Source organism: Eubacterium sp. AF15-50, from assembly GCF_934835595.1.
Classification (GTDB): domain Bacteria; phylum Bacillota; class Clostridia; order Lachnospirales; family Lachnospiraceae; genus Eubacterium_G; species Eubacterium_G segne.
In genome coordinates this window covers 1-17,294 of the sequence record NZ_CAKVZL010000029.1, presented here as the reverse complement: position 1 = coordinate 17,294, position 17,294 = coordinate 1, and the positions used below count along the sequence as shown (strand labels likewise).

Annotated in this window: 14 protein-coding genes and 1 pseudogene (1 of these 15 running past the window's edge); 14 read left to right on the top strand and 1 reads right to left on the bottom strand. The window is 36.1% G+C overall.

What is annotated here, in order from left to right; all coding sequences use genetic code 11:
- From nadA to Q5O73_RS05110, 12 genes and pseudogenes are all read left to right on the top strand, one after another.
- Positions 1-438 (top strand): annotated as a pseudogene (gene nadA / locus Q5O73_RS05165) (quinolinate synthase NadA); it begins 476 nt to the left of the window's first position.
- A gap of 32 nt (positions 439-470) precedes the next feature.
- Entirely contained in the window at positions 471-1,562 is a 1,092-nt protein-coding gene (mnmA, locus tag Q5O73_RS05160; RefSeq protein ID WP_302669182.1) for a tRNA 2-thiouridine(34) synthase MnmA, read from the top strand.
- Positions 1,563-1,887: 325 nt separating this feature from the next.
- Positions 1,888-2,820 (top strand): cysteine synthase A, encoded by a 933-nt coding sequence (gene cysK / locus Q5O73_RS05155; protein WP_021952914.1) that lies wholly within the window; start codon positions 1,888-1,890, stop codon positions 2,818-2,820.
- Positions 2,821-3,187: 367 nt separating this feature from the next.
- A complete protein-coding gene (locus Q5O73_RS05150) occupies positions 3,188-4,483 on the top strand; it encodes an O-acetylhomoserine aminocarboxypropyltransferase/cysteine synthase family protein (RefSeq protein WP_021951903.1) in 1,296 nt (431 codons plus the stop codon).
- 134 nt (positions 4,484-4,617) lie between these two features.
- Positions 4,618-6,135: a phospholipase D family protein gene (locus Q5O73_RS05145; protein WP_302669181.1), complete on the top strand. Its 1,518-nt coding sequence runs from the start codon at positions 4,618-4,620 to the stop codon at positions 6,133-6,135.
- A gap of 41 nt (positions 6,136-6,176) precedes the next feature.
- Positions 6,177-7,130: an L-lactate dehydrogenase gene (locus Q5O73_RS05140; RefSeq protein ID WP_302669180.1), complete on the top strand. Its 954-nt coding sequence runs from the start codon at positions 6,177-6,179 to the stop codon at positions 7,128-7,130.
- 172 nt (positions 7,131-7,302) lie between these two features.
- Positions 7,303-8,385: an iron-containing alcohol dehydrogenase family protein gene (locus tag Q5O73_RS05135; protein ID WP_302669179.1), complete on the top strand. Its 1,083-nt coding sequence runs from the start codon at positions 7,303-7,305 to the stop codon at positions 8,383-8,385.
- Between the two features lie 21 nt (positions 8,386-8,406).
- The gene (locus Q5O73_RS05130; protein ID WP_302624670.1) at positions 8,407-9,210 is read left to right on the top strand and encodes a Cof-type HAD-IIB family hydrolase; all 804 of its coding nucleotides are present in this window, start codon (positions 8,407-8,409) and stop codon (positions 9,208-9,210) included.
- Positions 9,211-9,663: 453 nt separating this feature from the next.
- Positions 9,664-10,662: an ABC transporter substrate-binding protein gene (locus tag Q5O73_RS05125; RefSeq protein WP_302629515.1), complete on the top strand. Its 999-nt coding sequence runs from the start codon at positions 9,664-9,666 to the stop codon at positions 10,660-10,662.
- A 19-nt stretch (positions 10,663-10,681) separates the two neighbouring features.
- Complete coding sequence (locus tag Q5O73_RS05120; protein ID WP_302669178.1) at positions 10,682-11,617, top strand: ABC transporter permease; 936 nt, start codon at positions 10,682-10,684, stop codon at positions 11,615-11,617.
- Positions 11,617-12,423 (top strand): ABC transporter ATP-binding protein, encoded by an 807-nt coding sequence (locus Q5O73_RS05115; protein WP_302669177.1) that lies wholly within the window; start codon positions 11,617-11,619, stop codon positions 12,421-12,423. Before Q5O73_RS05120 ends, Q5O73_RS05115 begins: the two co-directional genes overlap by 1 nt.
- Positions 12,424-12,443: 20 nt before the next feature.
- The gene (locus Q5O73_RS05110; protein WP_302625051.1) at positions 12,444-13,817 is read left to right on the top strand and encodes an anti sigma factor C-terminal domain-containing protein; all 1,374 of its coding nucleotides are present in this window, start codon (positions 12,444-12,446) and stop codon (positions 13,815-13,817) included.
- A gap of 1 nt (position 13,818) precedes the next feature.
- On the opposite strand, the gene Q5O73_RS05105 is transcribed toward Q5O73_RS05110, so the two are convergent.
- Positions 13,819-14,307: an HD domain-containing protein gene (locus Q5O73_RS05105; protein ID WP_021951912.1), complete on the bottom strand. Its 489-nt coding sequence runs from the start codon at positions 14,305-14,307 to the stop codon at positions 13,819-13,821.
- 172 nt (positions 14,308-14,479) lie between these two features.
- Between Q5O73_RS05105 and pyk the strand changes: the two genes are divergently transcribed.
- Both pyk and Q5O73_RS05095 read left to right on the top strand, forming a co-directional pair.
- On the top strand, positions 14,480-15,901 hold the full coding sequence (gene pyk / locus Q5O73_RS05100; RefSeq protein WP_021951913.1) for a pyruvate kinase: 1,422 nt from the start codon (positions 14,480-14,482) through the stop codon (positions 15,899-15,901).
- Positions 15,902-16,214: 313 nt separating this feature from the next.
- On the top strand, positions 16,215-17,294 hold a 1,080-nt coding region (locus Q5O73_RS05095; protein ID WP_302669176.1), incomplete at its 3' end, for a magnesium transporter.

Here is a 17,294-nt window from a genome sequence, read left to right as displayed (position 1 = left end):
CTACCAGAGAAAACCTTTAAGCTGTTAAACGGAGGCTGCCCGACTCATGCAAGAATGGGTTCGGAGGATGTTAAACGTGCAAAGGAAAAATGGCCGGATGCTTTAGTATTAGTTCATCCTGAATGTAAGCCGGAAGTGGTAGAATTGTCAGATTACGCAGGTTCAACTACAGGAATTATGAGCTATGCCAAAAACAGCCAGGCAAAGGAATTTATTATTGGAACTGAAAACAGTATTGTAACCCATTTACAGATGGAATGTCCTGATAAGATTTTCCATCCGTTGTCAAAGGACTGCATTTGTCATAACATGAAGGCAACAACCCTTACAGACGTGCTTAACTGTTGCAAGGGAATTGGTGGCGAGGAAATTAATCTTGATGAAGATACAAGATTAAAGGCAAAGGCATGTATTGACAAAATGATAGAACTTGGTTAATTATCTTTTATTAGTGGATGGAGATGACGATAATGAAGAAGGCTTTAGTTGCAATGAGCGGCGGCGTAGACAGCAGTGTTGCTGCGGTTTTTATGAAGGAAAACGGATATGACACAATAGGTGTTACCATGAAGCTTTATGACAATGAAGATATTAATATGTCAAGAGAGAAAACCTGTTGTTCATTAAGTGATATTGAAGATGCAAGAAGTGTTGCATTTAACGTTGGAATACCATACTACGTTTTTAACTTTAAGGCAGAATTTAAAGAAATGGTTATTGACAAATTTGTCAATTGCTATAAATGTGGAATGACACCTAATCCATGTATTGACTGTAACAGGTATTTAAAATTTACAGAGTTGTACAGACGTGCAGAGGCATTAGGATGTGATGTTATAGTTACGGGACATTACGCCCGGGTTAAGTTTGATGAAAACACCGGAAAGTACCAGCTTCTTAAGGGAATTGATGATACAAAGGATCAAAGCTATGTATTGTATCATATGACTCAGGAACAGCTGGCACATACTATTTTCCCTCTTGGAGAGTATACAAAGGATGAAATAAGGGAGATTGCGGAAAAACATCATCTGGTAAATGCTGCAAAGCATGACAGCCAGGATATATGTTTTATTCCTGATGGAAATCATAAGAAGTTTATAGAGCAGTATTCCCATAAGAAAATAGGTCCCGGTAATTTTTTGGATGTTAACGGGAAAGTCATAGGAAAACACAACGGATATTACAGATATACAGTAGGTCAGAGAAAAGGCATTAATGTAAAACGGGAAGGAAAGCATTATGTTTTGGAAATCAGACCGGAAACGAATGAAGTTGTTGTTGGAAGAAACAAGGATTTATATACCAATGAACTTATAGCTACAGATTTTAACTGGATTTCCGGGGAAAGCCCTAAGGAGCCGGTAAAGGTAAGCGGAAGAACAAGATACCATCAGCCTCTTACAAAGGGTACGGCATCGGTACTTGAAAATGGAGACGTTAAGGTTGTATTTGATGAAGCAATCAGGGCTATAACCAAGGGACAGTCCGTTGTTTTGTACGATGGAGATGTAGTTCTTGGTGGTGGAACCATTATAAAAACAGATGTAAATGAAAATTAAAATAAAGCTTCTTTTTGCCGTAAAACAGGCGAAAGAAGCTTTATTTTTACACTAAAACATACTAAACATATATGAAATATAAATTTTTTGAAAAAATATAAAAATCCTATTGACAATGTAGGAATTAAATGATAATATCTTTATATCCTACAAAACAGATAGGGAATAAATGAAAAGGAGATTTGAATAATGAATAAGACAAAGACAGCTTATAATTACAACATGCGAAAGACATACTGTTGTTCCATGATGGTTAGTAAAGAAGAAGTGATTGGTAAAAATCGAATGTGTAAATAGTCTTATTAAATTATTGGAGGATATAAAAATGGCAAAAATAAATAAAAGTGCAGCAGAATTAGTTGGAAATACACCATTATTAGAGGTGACAAAATATCAGGAAAGTGTTGGAGCAACGGATGCTACTATTTTAGCAAAGCTTGAATATTTCAATCCGGCAGGAAGCGTTAAAGACAGAATTGCTCTTCAGATGATTTTAGATTTAGAGGAAAGTGGAGAGATTAAGCCGGGAGCAACACTTATTGAACCAACATCAGGAAATACAGGAATCGGAATTGCAGCTATAGCAGCAGCAAAGGGATATAAAGTAGTAATTACTATTCCGGAGACAATGAGTGTTGAGAGAAGAAACATTATCAAGGCCTATGGAGCAGAAATTGTACTTACAGATGGAACTAAGGGAATGAAGGGAGCCATTGCAAAGGCAGAAGAAATTCATGAAAACACACCTGGTTCAGTAATTGTAGGACAGTTTGTAAATCCGTCAAATCCAAAGGCACACAGACTTACAACAGGTCCTGAAATCTGGGAAGATACAGATGGGAAGGTTGATATTTTTGTAGCCGGTGTTGGTACAGGCGGAACAATTACAGGTGTTGGTGAATACTTAAAGTCAAAGAATCCTGACGTAAAGGTTGTAGCTGTTGAACCACAAACAAGTCCTGTATTATCAGAAGGAAAAGCAGGAGCTCACAAGATTCAGGGTATTGGCGCCGGATTTGTACCGGAAGTTTTAAATACAAAGATATATGATGAAGTATTTCCTGTATCAAACGAAGACGCATTTGCAGAAGGGAAGAACATTGCAAAAACAGAAGGCGTATTAGTAGGAATTTCATCAGGAGCAGCATTATACGCAGCAAAAGAATTAGCAAAGAGACCTGAAAACAAAGGAAAAGTAATCGTAGCATTATTACCTGACTCAGGAGACAGATACTACAGCACAGCACTCTTTGCGTAAGCAAAGACGTGCATCACCAAAAATCATTAAGCGTCAAAAGCTTGCTTTTGTAAGCGAAAATGATTTTTGGTTGATATAGGGCGCAGCCCGACAGTGAGATGTAGCGAAGCGAAATCGAACTGCACGTCTTTGAGAGACGAATAATCGAAAAAATAAAATCATTAAGCGTCAAAAGCTTGCTTTTGTAAGCAAAAATGATTTTTGGTTGATATAGGGCGCAGCCCGACAGTGAGATGTAGCGAAGCGAAATCGAACTGCACGTCTTTGAAAGACGTGTAGATAAATGCTAAGGTAGCGAAGCGAAATCGAACTGCACGTCTTTGAGATGCGTGCAGATAAGCTAAAAACAAATCGAAGGAGAATAAATATGAGCAACAGAAATTATAAATTTGAAACATTACAGTTACACGTAGGACAGGAACAGCCGGATCCGGCAACAGATGCAAGAGCAGTTCCAATTTACCAGACAACATCATATGTGTTTAGAAATTCAGAGCATGCAGCAGCAAGATTTGGATTAGCTGACGCAGGAAACATTTACGGAAGATTAACAAACTCAACTCAGGGTGTGTTTGAAGACAGAATCGCTAAGCTTGAGGGTGGTGTTGCAGGTTTAGCTGTAGCATCAGGAGCAGCAGCAATTACATACACAATTCAGGCATTAGCAGGTGCCGGAGAACACATTGTTGCCCAGAAGACAATTTACGGTGGAACATCAAACCTTTTAGCTCACACATTACCAAACTATGGCATTACAGCTACATTTGTAGATGCTCATAATTTAGAAGAAGTTGAAGGTGCAATTCAGGACAATACAAAGGCAATTTACCTTGAAACATTAGGAAATCCTAACAGTGATATTCCTGACATTGATGCCATTGCAGAAATCGCACATAAGCACGGACTTCCTGTAGTAGTGGATAACACATTTGGTACACCATACCTTATCCGTCCGATTGAGCATGGTGCAGACATTGTTGTTCATTCAGCAACTAAGTTTATTGGTGGACATGGTACATCTCTTGGTGGCGTAATCGTTGATGGCGGTACATTTGACTGGGCTGCAAGTGGCAGATATCCTGGAATTTCAGAGCCAAACCCAAGCTATCATGGAGTTAAGTTTACAGAGGCAGCAGGTCCTGCAGCATTTGCAACATATATCAGAGCAATTTTACTTAGAGATACAGGTGCAACAATTTCACCATTTAATGCTTTCTTATTACTTCAGGGAACAGAAACATTATCTCTTAGAATTGAGCGTCATAATGAAAATACAAAGAAGGTAGTTGAATATTTATCAAATCATCCGTTAGTTGAAAAGGTAAATCATCCATCATTACCTGATCATCCTGACCATGCACTTTACGAAAGATATTTCCCAAATGGCGGTGCAAGTATCTTTACATTTGACATCAAAGGCGGACAGGAAGAAGCTCATAAGTTTATTGATAATTTACAGCTGTTCTCATTACTTGCAAACGTTGCAGATGTTAAGTCATTAGTTATTCATCCTGCAACAACAACACATAGCCAGTGCACAGCTGAGGAGTTAGCAGAACAGAACATTAATCCAAATACCATCAGACTTTCAATTGGTACAGAAAACATTGATGATATTATTGAAGATTTAGATGAAGCATTTAAGGCCGTAGAAGGAAAATAATATAATTATCATAATAAAAAAACAACAGTGGCAAATGTCGCTGTTGTTTTTTCTATGGAAAAATGTATTTTAATTATTCACTAAAGGCATTATAATGGTACAGATAGCATTAAAAAACAAAAAAGGTGATTTAAGTGGTTAAAGGGATTTTTATTGTACTTATTTTAATAATATTAAGTATCATTTATTCTGTTTTCAGGCAAAAAAGAAAGAAAAAGAAATTCAAGGTAAGAAGGGTTATAAGAACTTTTGCAGTGGTATTTCTTTTGTTTATTGTATATTTGGTAATTGGCGGCATTGCTCCGTTCTTAATCCATAATAATATAACTAAAGATACTGAAAAAAAGGTGAAAAATACTAATTTTTACAGTGATAGGAAGGGTGTTGACAGGGCAGTAATTATTGAGGACAACGAAGAAGCCCTGAAAATGCGTTTGAAGCTTATTAAGGATGCAAAAAATAACATTGTTATGTCAACCTTTGATTTTAGAAGTGATGAGGCAGGAAAAGATATGCTGTCAGCTCTTCTTGATGCGGCAAACAGAGGAGTTAAGGTGGAAATTTTTGCTGACGGCTTTAATTCAGAACTTAGAATGGAGAGAAATAATTATTTCTATGCTTTAAGCTCTAACCCTAACATCAAAATCATTATTTACAACAAAATAAATCTTTTGACTCCATGGAAGGGATTGGGGAGAATGCACGATAAATACCTGATTTCTGACAATAAGGCGTATATGCTTGGAGGTCGGAACACATTTGGGTATTTTCTTGGAGACTATAAGGGACACAAAAATTACGACAGGGATGTTTTAGTATATAATACTGAATACAAGAAGGAAAAAAGTGACAGCTCCATATATCAGATAAAGAAATATTATAAGGATATTACTTCATTAAAATGCTGCAGTGTATTTCACAATAGCACTAAAATAGCAAAAAAGAAAAAGGTGAAGGAAGCAGGAGATTACTTAAAGGAGCGTTATACAAGGCTCTCTGAAAAATATGATAAGTTTTTAAGCAGTGAGTATAATTATGAAAAAAATACTTATGAAACTAATAAAATAACCCTTATAAGTAATCCAACCACAATATATTCAAAGGAGCCGGTGGTATTTTACACTTTAATGAAATTAGCTGAAAATGCAAAATCTGAAGTTAAAATACATACTCCTTACATTATATGTGATGACTATATGTATGAAGGTTTGTCTAAAATAGGGGATAAAACCACAATAATGTTTAATTCTGCTGAAAATAACGGAAATCTTTTTGGTGCCATAGATTACATGAGCAACAAAGAAAAAATAATAGACACTAAAATGACCATAAAGGAATATGAGGGAGGAATTTCCTATCACGGAAAAAGCATGACAATAGATGATGATATGGCAATAGTAGGCTCCTTTAACATGGATATGAGAAGTGCTTATATTGACACTGAATTAATGCTTGCCATTAACAGCAGGGAAGTTACAAAGCAGTTAAAAAATAATATGCTTTTATACGAAGAAAAGGCAGCTACAGTAAAAAATCTTAGTGAGTACAAGGATTTGCCTAAGGGAATGAAAATGAAGGAAATATCAGGAAAAAAAGAAAATCTGCATAAATATCTAGGCTGGATATTTAACGCATTAAGATTTCTTTTCTAGAAAAAATAGGTATAATGGGAAAATATAAAGGAGATGGTACTATGTTATACAACAGAAAAATAGTGATTATCGGTGCAGGTCACGTAGGAACCCACTGTGCAGCGGCACTGTCCTTTCAAAACATTTGTGATGAAATAGTTTTTATAGATAAGGATGAAGTCAAGGCTAAAAGTCAGGCAATGGATTTAGCAGACAGTGTATGCTTTTTGCCATCGGCTCCGATTATCAGAACGGGAGATTACAGGGACTGCGAAGATGCAGATATTATTGTTATCAGTGCAGGGGTGCCAAGGCTTCCGGGACAAACCAGGCTTGACACATTAGGGGCATCAATTGAATGTATAAAGGATGTTGTGGACAATTTAAATAAAACAGACATAAAGGGAATAATTATCACAATAACAAATCCTGCGGATATAATTGCCTACTATGTAAGAAAGCATACAGGACTTCCTAAAAACAGGTTGTTTGGCACGGGAACGTCACTAGATACTGCCAGAACAAGGCGGACAGTGGCAGATTTGTGCAAGGTGGACCCCCACAGTGTGATTGGATTTGCAATGGGAGAACATGGGGACTCCTCTATGGTACCTTTTTCACACCTTACAATTAACGGAGATGCTTATGACAAATTCGTTAAAGAACATGGTGACCGGTGCATAGATTTTAGTGAAGAGAAGGTTACTGAATGCACCCATATGAGAGGCATGGACATAATTAACGGAAAAGGTTCCACGGAATTTGGAATAGGAGCAGCCCTAGCAGATATGGCAAAGGCGGTGCTAACTAACGAACACAGAGTCCTTCCGGCATCAGTATTGTTAGAGGGAGAATATGGTCAAAATAATGTAAATGCCGGTGTTCCCTGTATTATAGGACGGAACGGAATTGAAGAAATAATTGAGTTAAAATTGACAGAAGAGGAAAATAAGCTGTTCGCTTCTTCATGTGATGTTATAAGAGAACATATAAAATTAGAGGAGAAAACCAAATGAACGAAGTTCATTTATAAGGATGTTTTCGACGAAATGCCGCTGACCGGAGGGAGGGGGCAATACATATTAATTAGGAGAAAACCAAATGAACGAAGTTCATTTATAAGGATGTTTTCGACGAAATGCCGCTGACCAAAGGGAGGGGGCAATACATAATCAAGGAGAAAACCAAATGGAAAATTACAGCATACATCTTCCAAGTTATTCTATTGGAAAGGACATTTATAAAGAAATACCTGAGATATGTGGTAAATATGGAAATAAAATAGTTGCAATAGGAGGACATAAAGCCTTAGCTGCCGCTAAAGACAAAATATTAGAAGCCATAAAAGATTCTTCCATGGAAATAATTGATTTTTTATGGTATGGAGGAGAGGCAACATACGAGAATGTAGAAAAGCTAATGGAAAATCCGGCAGTTATAAAGGCAGATATGATTTTTGCCATTGGAGGAGGAAAATCCACGGATACAGGAAAGTGCCTTGGAGTAAAAATTAACAAGCCGGTATTTTCTTTTCCAACTATTGCTTCTAACTGCTCTGCCTGCACCAGCGTATCCATAATGTATTATCCTGACGGACGTTTTAAGGAGCCTTTCTTTTATCCTGCACCGCCGGTACATGCATTTATTAACACGGAAATAACCGTTAATTCTCCGGAAAAATATTTATGGGCAGGCATGGGAGATACCTATGCCAAATATTTTGAGGCAGTTATGTCTTCAAAGGGAGAAGTACTTCCTCATTATTTTGCCATGGGGGTAAATAACAGCAAAATGTGTTACGAGCCTATTATGGAGTACGGAAAAGAGGCAATGGAATCAAACCGTAATAATCAGCTGTCAAAAGCATACGAGCAGGTAGTTTTGGCTATAATTGTATCAACTGCATTGGCATCTATTTATCTTACTGCAGAGCATACGGTACATTACAATTCAGGATTGGCACATGCAATATTTTATTCCATGACATCATATCCTCATATTGAAAAAAAACATCTTCATGGGGAGGTGGTAAGTTACGGAGTGCTAAATCTTTTACTGGTAGACCAAAACACGGGAGATTTTGAAAGAGTATATAATTTCAATAAATCCGTTAGACTTCCTACATGTTTAGAGGACTTGGAATTTGAAAAAAGTCAGATAGATGATTTGGCAAAAGGAGCAGTTGTAATGAAGGACATTGAGCATAATCCATATGTTATTACTGGGGAAATGCTGTCAGAAGCCATGAGAAAGCTTGAAGCATTAAAATAAAACTACACTAAAGAGGATTTTATGGATAAAAAGATAATTTTTTTAGATTTAGATGGAACATTAACTAACGATGAAAAGAAGGTTACGCCCCTTACCCAAAAGGCACTTTTAGAAATGCAAAAGGCAGGGCATATAGTTGTTTTGGCATCGGGAAGACCAACTCCCGGAATTTTGCCTGTGGCAAAAGCTGTGGAACTGGAAAAATTCGGAGGTTATATTATGGCATTTAACGGTGGAAAAATTATAAATGCGAAAACCAACGAGGTTGTGTTTGAACAGGTGTTAGACAGAAAGTATATAAGTCCATTGTTAAAATATGCCAAAGAAAATGATATTGGGCTTATAACCTACGATGATAAACGGATTATTGTTGGAACAAGAATGGACAAATACATTGAAACGGAATCCTTTATAAATAAAATACCTGTTTATGAAACGGATATGGAGGAATATGTAACATATAATCCCAATAAGCTGTTAATGACTGCACCACCGGAAATTGCCACAAAACATGAACAGATTTTAGCTCAAAAGTACAAAAATCAATTAAGCATCAGCCGTTCAGCAGATTATTTTATTGAAATTATGCCTAAAGGAATTGATAAGGCGGCATCCATAGAGGTTCTTATAAATAAACTTAAAATAAGGAAGGAGAATACCATAGCCTGTGGTGACGGTTATAATGATATTTCCATGGTTAAATATGCCGGCATAGGTGTGGCAATGGAAAATGCCGTAGATGAAGTAAAACAGGTGGCAGATTATGTGACAGATTCAAATAATGAAGATGGAATTGCCAAAGTGGTAGAAAAGTTTGTATTTTAGGTTTATAAATTTAAGTTTATTATAAAACTATAAAATTTTATATTGACGATAAATATTATGTGAGATATAATTGCCGCATAATTAAAGATGACCATTGAAACCGTTGATGCGGAGATAAAAGTAAATCGTGCACTTACAGAGAGCAGGGAGGCTGAGAACCTGCAGAACGCAGCTTACTAAATGGACCGCAGAGGGCATAGAACAAAGCATTTATGTTAGTATTTTGTGACGTGAAGGCATACGTTAGTTGCACAGGGTATGTTAGTACCCGTTGAGAGCGCATTTTTTATTGCGAATCAAGGTGGCACCGCGGAATATGATTTTATGAATATCCGTCCTTGATAGTAGAGTAATCCTACTGTCAGGGACTTTTTTATTGTATAAAATTCCTTAAGCTTATATGGCATAGGTGGTTATCTGTTAATAAATATTTTTTTATAAGGAGATAAGAACATGAGAAAAGGAAGAGTATTAAGTATTTTATTAACAACCGCTATGGCAGCAACAATTTTTACAGGCTGCGGAAGCAATGACAAATCAGCTGATGCCTCACAAAAGGCAGACAAGAAAAAAATCGGTATCGTAACCATGGTGGAAAATGGTGCCTTTACTGATATGAAAGAGGGAATCATAGAAGAGTTAGCAAGCAAGGGATACACAAGTGATACAGCTACAATTGATTATCAATGTGCATCAGGTGATGCTACAACCCTTTCAACTATTGCCAATAACATGACAGACGGAACATATGACATGGTATTTACCATTGCAACACCACCTACCCAGGCATTTGTTAATTTAGAATCAGACACACCGGTTTTCTTCTGTGCAGTTTCAGCACCGGTTGCAGCAGGAGTTTTATCTGATATGGATAGTCCTGATAAAAACGCCACAGGTACATCAAATGCCATTCCGGTATCAGACATTATTGATTTAGCACAAAGTACAACACCGGCTAAAAAATACGGACTTATTTACAGTGGCAATGAAGACAATGCAACAAACACAATTAAGCAGGTTGAGGAATATTTAAAATCAAAGAACATTGAATATGTTGAAAAAACAGCACCTACATCAAGTGATATTGAAACAGCAGCCAATGCTCTTATAAATGAAGGTGTAGATGCCATTTTCGTACCAAATGATTCAATTATTCAGGACGGAGTTACAAAGTTAGCAGAAATTTGCAATGAAAAGAAAATCCCAACATATTGTTCATCAGCTACAACAGTTGCCTCAGGATGTTTTGCAACCCTTGCCATTGACGATAAGGGAATTGGTAAAAAAACAGTAGATATGGCAATGGATTACTTTGACGGAAAGAAAGTTAAAGATATTCCTTCACAGGTAGTTGGAATTGATTATTGCTCAGTAAACACCAATGCCATGAAAGCTCTTGGTATTACAAAAGACCAGATTAAAACAAAGTATGATATTAACGAAATTCAGTAATGGATGAGGAGATTTAGTAATGATAGAATTACAATATTATTTAACCAATCTACCGGATTGCTTTATATATGGATTGCTGGCAATGGGTATATATATTTCACTTAGAATATTGGATATTCCGGATTTAACAACTGAAGGAAGCTTCGGCTTTGGAGCAGTTATATCGGTGCTGGTGTCTTTAAACGGACACCCGGCACTGGCACTTTTGACAGGAATAGTTGCCGGTGCATTGGCAGGATTTATTACGGGATGTTTACAGACAAAGCTTAGTGTTCATCCGGTATTAGCAGGAATAATAACCATGAGTGCATTATATTCCATTAACCTTGTATGCTATTCATTAACAGACAAGGGAGCCACAACTAACTTAAGTTACGGCAAAATAACAATATTTGATAAAATAAAGGAATTGCTCGGAATAACAGGTCAGTTTAACACAAGTATGTTAAAAGCTGTGGTAAGTTTTATTATTGTTGTGTTGGTTATAGCTGTGATTATCTGGTTCTTTAAAACCCATATGGGACTTTGCATAAGAGCCACAGGAGATAATCCTGATATGGTAAGAGCATCATCAATAAATGTTGACAGAACCAAAATCATAGGTCTTATGATTGCCAATGCATTAATTGGTTTATCAGGAGCCATGGCATCACAAAGCGTTGGATATTCAGACATAAATATTGCTAACGGTACTCTTATTTATGGATTAGCAGCAGTAATTATTGGTGAGGCAATATTTGGAAAAAGAGGCGCTGCCATAGGAGTTATTTCAACAGTTACAGGTTCTGTTATATACAAGCTTATAGTGGCATTTGTTATAAGACAGAATTTATTTGGTGATAAAAGCGCAAATCTTATGAAGCTTACATGTGCACTTATTGTTGCCATTACTCTTGCAATTCCTGCAATAAAGGAAAAAATTGCGGAAAAGAGAAGCAGAAAGGCGGAGATGTAATGTTAGAAGTAAAGAATATTTCAAAGGTTTTTGCCAAAGGAACAGTTAATGAACACGTTGCCATAAAAAATATGTCCCTTTCATTGGAGGATGGGGAATTTGTTACAGTTGTAGGCTCAAACGGAGCAGGAAAAAGTACACTTTTTAATGCAATTTGCGGTAGCTTTCTTGTGGATTCAGGACATATATTTTTGGATAATGAAGAAATTACATATAAAAGTGAGCATGCCAGGGCAAAAATGATAGGTCATGTTTTTCAGGACCCCATGAGAGGAACGGCACCTAACATGACTATTGAAGAAAATCTCGCATTAGCCTATACAAGGTCGCAAAAACATTCATCACCTTTTTCAAGAGCATTAACAAAGAAAAAGGCTGAGTTTTTCAGGGAAAATCTGGCAAGATACAATATGGGCATAGAAGACAGAATGAAAACTAAAATCGGGCTTTTGTCAGGTGGTCAGAGACAGGTGGTTACTCTTTTAATGTGTACCCTTTCAATTCCAAGACTTTTGCTTTTAGATGAGCATACCGCAGCCCTTGACCCGGCAACGGCTAAAAGGGTAATGGAAATAACAAAGCGGATTGTGTCAGAAAATAATATTACCACTATGATGATTACCCATAATCTAAATCAGTCATTAAATACAGGCTCAAGAACCATAATGCTTGACTCAGGGGAAATTATACTTGATTTATCCGGTAAAGAGAGAGAAAATATGACCATAGATGATATGATAAAAATGTATTCTGCAAAGAAACAGAAGAAATTTGATAATGACAGAATATTGTTGTCTAGGGAATAAAGGATAAAAGAGAGGGACATATGGATTTTAAGGAGCTTTATGAAAAGTATAACTGGGGACAGGTAACAAAAGAAGAACAGGAATTTGTGGAAAGTGAGTTAAAAAGACGTAAAGAAGCAAAGGAAAACATCCATGAAGGCTATGAATCAGAGAATAAAAATTCTATTGAAGATGATGTTGTTACAATAAATGACAGTCGGGAGGAGCCGGAAAGTAAGAAGTCAAATAATGAGAATATAGATGAAACCACAGGGGAACATAAGAAAATTAATGTTCCCTTTGTGGTTTTGTCTTGTATAATGGCAGCTATGATTGTTACGACAATAGCAGTATATGTTATAAAAATTGACCCTATGGTTAAATATGTAAAAAAGGAAAAGGCTCAGGAAAACTATCCTTACAGCAAATGGAATATTGACAGCAAGACCCTGTATTCAGAAAAAACAGATGCCCAGTTAGGATATGAGACTCTTTTTCAGTTTCACAATAAAGGACAGTACATTCCTTATTTTGAAAATTTAGGAGAAATTGATAATAAAAAGGGCCAGTATTATTATCGTATAACGAAAAATATTCAGCCTTATGTGGGGATTACCTTAGAAAAAGCTCTTACAGTTGAAAAACCGGAATTTCGGAGTTATTTAGATGATGGAGAGATTATGTCCATAAACGAGGATGATGAAGAAGATGCTGAAGATTACGGCAATCTTAAGGCAACCTTGAAGAAAATGAAAAAGAATAAGATTTATAATATTTTTATCTCTCTTAATAAGCTGATAGGGGATACGCAGCTTAAAAAACTTCTTGAAGAAAATTATTATCAGGATAATACATGTATAAAATGGGTGGGGGTTTATCCTTATGAAATTAATGACAAGTACCCACCAATAGGTATATATTTAGGAATTGATCAGTCAAGTATGGGAAGCATAAAGGAAATGACTTTGGGATATACAAATATGTATTCTGTTGACGGATTAACTCTTAAAGGTAACGGATATTTTTACAATGGAAAGAATTTCTTCATATATAGAAGTGCAAATGGCTATGTTTATGATGAAGGTCCTGAATTAGATGTGAAAACCGTAAAGGACAGCTTTTCCGAAAGGTTAGATTTTATGATAAAGCATCCTGAAGTGTTGAATTTTTTGGGACATCCGGAATATGAGGAATTTTATAAAAAAATTAAAAATATGGTGGATAAAGGTGAAACTAAATACTATGCATTAGCCCTTACAGGGGAAAAGGAGGATTTAGAAGATATGTGTAGTGGTTTAAGTGGATATGTAACAAGCATATCTGATGCAGATGAAGACGAAGATCTAATGTACAGCCTTATAAACAGCAACATAGACCCTACCCACAGCATATATAGCGGTACGGAATATGAGTAATTTACTCAAAACGGTAGCATGCACGCTTACATATTACCTCATAGGATGAACATATTTTGTCGGCAAGGCTTACAATGTAACTTTCCTTATATCTTGGAAGTTTAATATTAAGGGGAAACATGTGCTTTGCTATAATGTCCATTTCAATGTCAGTGAGTTCAAAATCCTTAGAGGCATTTTTCAGGGCTACAGCTGCGTGGTGGAAACCGTGCCATTTGTGTGCAGCATCCTTGTCATGCCAGTCATACAAAAAGTAATCATGTAAAAGAGAACCTCTTAAAAGACTGTTGTAATCACAGCGGATATGGAATTTTCTTGCAATGCAGTAACTTATGTAAGAAACTGCAATACAGTGCTCTAGGGTGCTGGTGTTGCCATGTTGTATATATTTATCCATTCGTTTTAATTTTTCATTTTTTATTATGGGAGTGATTTTCAAGGTGAAATCCTCCCTTAAATTATCTGTACTAATAATATTTGAATTTTGCATTATACTAGTAACATCCTTTCAAAACATCTAAATGTTATTATACCCCTAAAAGTGTTAAATGTATATTAAAAATCTTTAACAAAAATTAACTTGTATATAATTTCATATATTGTTATTATAAGTGTGGTTTGATAGAAATATGGTAGTAGGTAAGTAAAAGGAGAAAATTAGAATGAGAAAGACAAAGATAGTATGTACTCTTGGTCCGTCAACAGACGTTGATGGTGTACTTGAAAAGTTAATTAATGTAGGAATGAATGTGGCAAGATGTAACTTTTCCCATGGTTCTCACGAAGAACATAAGAAAAGAATGGATAAGGTAAAGGAAATCAGAAAGAAATGTGATATGCCTGTTGCCATTTTGTTAGATACAAAGGGACCGGAAATAAGAACAGGAATATTTGAAAATGATTCCATTTTTGTTCATACAGGTCAGAAATTTACCCTTGTGGGAGACAGACAGGTTAAGGGAGATGAAAACCATGTCAATATTACATTTCCTGATTTATATAAAGACGTAAATATAGGCTCAATTATTCTTATTGATGATGGTCTTGTAAAGTTAGAGGTTAAGGAAATTAGTGGAACGGATATTGTCTGTGAAGTAAAAAATGATGGTAAAATTTCTAACAGAAAAGGGGTTAATGTTCCTGATATTCATATTAACATGGAGTACATGAGTAAACAGGATAAAAGTGACATTATATTTGGAATACAGCAGGATGTTGATTATATTGCCGCATCCTTTGTAAGAACAGCTGAAGATGTAAAAGCCGTAAGAAAAATTCTTGATGAAAACGGTGGGGAAAACATCAACATTATAGCAAAAATAGAAAATAGTGAAGGTATTTTAAATGTAGACTCCATTATAGATGAGGCAGATGCCATTATGGTAGCCAGAGGAGACATGGGAGTTGAACTTCCGGAGGAAGAAGTTCCTATTATTCAGAAAATGATTATTAAAAAGGTATATGAGGCAGGAAAACAGGTTATTACTGCAACTCAGATGCTGGATTCCATGATGAATAATCCTCGTCCTACAAGAGCAGAAACCACAGATGTGGCAAATGCAATTTACGATGGAACCAGTGCCATTATGCTTTCAGGAGAGACAGCAGCAGGGAAATATCCGGTGGAAGCCGTTGAAACCATGGCGAAAATCGCTGAACGTACTGAAATGGACATAAACTATAAACAGCGTTTCTTTAATATGAAAAGAAGTGAAGGAAGTGATATTACCCAGGCAGTGTGTCACGCTACATGTACTACAGCTTATGACCTTGGGGCAAAGTCAATTCTTACGGTAACTAAATCAGGAAGGTCTGCAAGAATGTTATCAAGATTTAGACCGGACTGTATGATTACCGCAGGAAGCACAAGTGAAAAAGTATGCCGCCAGCTTAATATGTCCTGGGGAGTTACACCAGTGCTTATTAAGGAAAAAGGTGATGTGCTGGAATTGTTTGACTATGCTGTGGAAGTGGCAAAGGAAAAGCATTTAGTGGAAAAGGATGACATTGTGGTTATTACATCAGGAGTGCCTCTTGGAAAGTCAGGAACCACTAATATGATAAAGGTTCACACTGTGGAATAATTTTATATTTCAGTTGAATTTGTCTAAAAAAAATGATAAAGTAAATATATAAATTAATAAGAACTTATGGTTATTTTAGCCATAAGTTTTTATTTCGATTTTTTACAATAAAATGGAAGGAGAACCAGATGGATAGTTGTGACAGTTGTGGGCGAAGTTTGCATAATGAATATACTATAGACGAAACTGATGCACATCATCTGTTTCGTCCTTAAAGTGCATAAATTCATATACAAGCTTCTTACATATACAGTCCGCTATATTTTTATGTAGCGGATTCTTTACTTTCTGTTTATGTGAAAGGAGGTATATGATGGAAGAAAATAAAGAATTTGAAGAAAAAAAGCCACAGGATACAGAAGAGTCAGGCACAGAGAATAATATAGAAACACAGGAATATGAAATTCCTGAAAAAGCTGATTATGAAGCTGAAATTATAGATATAATACGAGGCAACGAACCGGCTTATGTTAAGAAAGAGAAGTTAAACGATTATCATGAAAATGATATAGCATCGGTTTTAGAAGACTTAGATGTAAATGAGCGTAGAAGATTATATGCCCTTTTAGGTCTTGACAGGGTATCTGAAATTTTTGCTTATTTAGATGATCCGGAAGAGTTCATTGAAGAATTAGATAATGAAACAGCGGCAGATATTCTTGAGGCTATGGAGCCGGATGATGCCGTTGATATCTTAGATGAATTAGAGGAAGAAAAAAGTGAGGAGCTTCTCCAGTTAATGGATAAAGAGGCACAAAAGGATATTGATCTTATTCAGTCCTATGACGAAGATGAAATCGGTAGTAAGATGACTACCAATTATGTTAGCTTATCCTTAGACCTTACCATAAAGCAGGCAATGAAACGTTTAGTAGAACAGGCTGCTGACAATGACAACATTTCTACGTTATATGTTAAAAAAGAAGATGGAACCTTTTATGGAGCCATTGATTTAAAAGACTTAATTGTTGCAAGGGAATATGTAGAACTAGAATCATTAGTTATCACTTCATATCCTTTTGTGTATGACCATGAAACAGTAGATGACTGTATTGAAGAATTAAAGGATTACTCAGAGGATTCCATTCCGGTATTGGATAAAGACAATCACATTTTAGGTGTTATTACTTCTCAGGATTTGGTAGAAGTGGTAGATGAAGAAATGGGTGAGGACTATGCTAAGTTAGCAGGTCTTGCTGCAGAGGAGGAATTAGAAGAACCATTATCCCAGAGCCTTAAAAAAAGAGTTCCATGGCTTATTATATTGCTTATGCTTGGCATGATTGTATCTACAGTTATAAGTATGTTTGAAAAGGTTATAGTGGGACTTCCGATTATTGTTACATTCCAGTCAGTTATTCTTGGTATGTCCGGTAATGTTGGAACCCAGTCC